Genomic DNA, 3,412 nt, shown 5'->3' with positions numbered 1-3,412 from the left:
TAGATAGACTCCGTCGCCCCCGCGCAGGCGGGGGCCCAGAATTGCTGCCCAAACCGTCATTCGACCCACGACGTGCTCATCAGGCTTTAGCGAGCGCCGGCAGATCGCCGGAAAGGCCCAGCGCCTGGCGTACGAACAGCGCTTTGCCTTCGGCCAAACCATCGACCAGATTCAGGCCGCTATTACGCAACCAGCGCACCGGCAACGGATCGGCCTGGAACAGGCGCTGAAAGCCTTCCATCGCCGCCATCATCCCCAGGTTATGGGGCATACGACGGCGCTCGAAGCGGCTGAGTACGCGTTCATCGGCAATGTTTTCGCCACGCGAGGTGGCATGCAGCAGCACTTCGGCGAGCACAGCGGCATCGAGAAAACCAAGGTTTACGCCCTGCCCGGCCAGCGGGTGAATGGTGTGCGCAGCGTCGCCAATCAGGGCCAGGCCCGGTTCGATATAGCGTTTGGCATGGCGCTGACGCAGCGGAATGCACAAGCGCGGATCGGCTTCCAACACCTCGCCCAGGCGCCATTCAAAGGCTTTGCCCAGCTCACGGCAAAACTCGCTGTCATCCAGGGCCATCAGCCGTTCGGCTTGCCCTGGGGTAGTCGACCAGACAATCGAGCACCAATCCTGGCTATCGCCCTCACGCGCCAGTGGCAAAAATGCCAGTGGGCCATCGTCGGTAAAGCGCTGCCAGGCGGTGCGTTGGTGCGGCTTGCCACAGCGCACGCTGGTGACAATGGCGTGGTGCAGGTAATCCCACTCGCGGGTGGCGCAACCGGCCAGGCGGCGTACCGCAGAGTTGGCGCCGTCGGCGGCGATGACCAGCGGTGTGCGCACCTCGCGACCATCGGCCAGGGTCAGCAGCCAATCGTCACCGGAGTGGCGCAGCTGCTCCAGGCGAGCGTTGGCAAGCAGGCCAAGATCGGTGCTATGCAATTGCTCGATCAGGGCGTCCTGCACCACGCGGTTCTCAACGATATGGCCGAGCACCTCGGCATGCACGCTGGCGGCAGAGAAATGGATCTGCCCGGTGCCGGAGCCATCCCACACCTGCATCTCGCCATACGGACTGGTGCGCCGCGCTTCGATACCCGACCAGGCGCCGACGCGTTCGAGAATGCGCTGGCTGGCCATGGATAAGGCGCTTACCCGGGGTTCAAAGGACGCAGCTGTGTCGAATGGCTTAACACTCAACGGGCTGCCATCAATCAGCAGAATTTCCAGGCCGCTGTCTTTCAGGGCCAAGGCCAAGGCGCTGCCTACCATGCCAGCGCCAACAATCACCAGATCCGCGCGCATTCTGTCTTCCTTATGCTGCCTGCCGCGCTTGCGGCTTGAGGCGGACGTAGAGGGTTTTGCGCACCTTGGCCACCAGGGTGCCCTCGGCGTCATAGATAGCCACGTTTAGCTCGGGCAGGTATTTGTCGCCATTGGCGGTATGCGCGCGGATATCCGCCAGCAGCGCATCGTCCACCTGGAACTCGGCATACACCGTGCCTTTGCCGGGGCTGATGAAGTCGATATTGGCCGCCTTGTCCCAGACGATGTAGTCGCGGCCAAGCAGGTTCATCAGCATCAACATATAAAACGGGTCGGTCATGCTATAGAGCGAGCCGCCGAACTGGGTGCGTACGTAGTTACGGTTAAACCAGTGCAAGCCCATTTTTACCCGCACATGGCGGAAGTCGTCGGCGATCTGTTTAACCCGGATACCGGCGCCCACGTACGGCGGATAGAGATTCATGGCCAGGCGTAAAAAACGCGCACGACGGGCCAGCTTGGCAGCACTCACTTGCGCACTCATTGTTCGCGGGTACCAATGCCCATGGCCTGACGGGCAAACCAGCGCTTGGCCGGCGGCAGCATATCCAGCCCCAGCAGGCCGAGATTGCGCCCTGTGGCCAGCAGCGGCTCGGCATTGCTGAACAGGCGCGTGACGCGGTCAGAGAAACCGACGGTCAGGCTCTGATCCAGCTGTTGGCGGGCGTAATACTGCTGCAAGGTGGCGAAGTCGCCAGGCACGTCTGGCCCGGCCAGCAGCGTTTGCGCCAAGGCCTGCACATCACGCAGGGCCAGGTTGTAACCCTGCCCGGCAATCGGGTGCAGGCTGTGGGCCGCGTTGCCAAGCACCACCAAATGCGGGCGCACTTGCTCTTGCGCTTCGATCAGCGACAGCGGGTAAACATGCCGCGCGCCGACCTGACGCAACGCACCCAGGCGGTAGCCGAAGACCTGTTGCAGCTCGGCGAGAAAGGCGCGGTCGTCCAGCGCCAGCAGGCGATGGGCGTCATCACCGGGGCGGGTCCAGACTAGCGCGCTGCGGTTGTCCGACAGCGGCAACAAGGCCATCGGGCCTTCGTCGGTAAAGCGCTCGAAAGCCAGGCCGCCATGGGGTTGGCTGATGCTGATATTGGCGATCAAGGCGCTTTGTTTGTACGCCGTGGTTTTCACCGTGATACCCAGCTGTTCACGCAAGCCGGAACGGCCGCCATCGGCCAGCACTGCCAGGTCGCAATCGAGCAGGCTTTCATCGTTAAGGGTCAGGCGATAACCGCCACGGCCGGGGGCCACGTCAATGGCCTGCATCTTTACCACTTCAGCCGGGCAGCGCCAGGTCACCACCTCAGGGTCCAGCGCTTGCCACAGGCAATGGCCCAGCCAAGCGTTCTCGGCAACATAGCCCAGGGCCGGCACGCCCTCTTCTTCAGCACTCAGGCGCGCGGCGGCAAAACGGCCACGGTCGGAGACATGAATATGGGAAATGGCCTCGGCGCGCTCAGCTACCTTGGGCCAAATGCCCAAGCGCTGGTAGATCTGCTGAGTGCCGTAGGACAGCGCGGTGGAGCGGGCGTCATAGCTGGGCTGATAGCTGTCGCCTGGGGCAAAGGGCTCAATCAGCACAATCGACCAGCCGCGCGCCTTGGCCCCGGCTTGCAGAGCCAAGGCCAGGCTGGCGCCGACCAGGCCGCCGCCAATAATGGCGAGTTGGGCTTGGCTCATCAGGCAGCCTGTACGCGGGCTTCGGCCATCAGCGCTTCAATTTCCGCCACGGTTTTCGGTGCATCTTTGGTGATGATTTCGCAGCCGGTTTTGGTCACCACTACGTCGTCTTCAATGCGCACACCAATGCCGCGCCATTTCTTCGCGACGTTTTGGTTATCCACCGCGATATAGATGCCAGGCTCGACGGTCAACGCCATACCGACTTCCAGCACCCGCCATTCGCCGCCGACTTTGTAGTCACCAACGTCATGCACATCCATACCCAACCAGTGGCCGGCACGGTGCATATAAAACGGCTTGTACGCTTCACTGGCGATCAGCTCGTTAACGTCACCTTCGAGCAAACCGAGCTCAACCAAGCCGGCAGTGATCACCTGCACGGTGGCTTCGTGGGCTTCGTTCCAGTGC

Annotated in this window: 4 protein-coding genes; all 4 read right to left on the bottom strand. The window is 62.4% G+C overall.

Annotated elements, in window-relative coordinates; all coding sequences use genetic code 11:
- Positions 1-79 precede the first annotated feature (79 nt).
- The gene (locus AAAB16_RS06930) at positions 80-1,300 is read right to left on the bottom strand and encodes a 2-octaprenyl-3-methyl-6-methoxy-1,4-benzoquinol hydroxylase (protein WP_340662679.1); all 1,221 of its coding nucleotides are present in this window, start codon (positions 1,298-1,300) and stop codon (positions 80-82) included.
- Between the two features lie 10 nt (positions 1,301-1,310).
- Positions 1,311-1,805, bottom strand: a complete 495-nt coding sequence (locus AAAB16_RS06925) for a DUF4442 domain-containing protein (protein WP_340662678.1) — start codon at positions 1,803-1,805, stop codon at positions 1,311-1,313.
- Positions 1,802-3,001, bottom strand: coding sequence for a 2-octaprenyl-6-methoxyphenyl hydroxylase (gene ubiH / locus AAAB16_RS06920; protein ID WP_340662677.1), 1,200 nt, complete (start codon positions 2,999-3,001; stop codon positions 1,802-1,804). The genes AAAB16_RS06925 and ubiH overlap by 4 nt, the downstream gene beginning before the upstream one ends.
- On the bottom strand, positions 3,001-3,412 hold a 412-nt coding region (locus AAAB16_RS06915; protein WP_340662676.1), incomplete at its 5' end, for a M24 family metallopeptidase. The genes AAAB16_RS06915 and ubiH, both read right to left, overlap by 1 nt.

Origin of the sequence: Pseudomonas sp. (assembly GCF_037994325.1) — a bacterium.
Classification (GTDB): domain Bacteria; phylum Pseudomonadota; class Gammaproteobacteria; order Pseudomonadales; family Pseudomonadaceae; genus Aquipseudomonas.
Note: the sequence above shows the minus strand (reverse complement) of the source record. Positions and strands in the feature narration are given on the sequence as shown.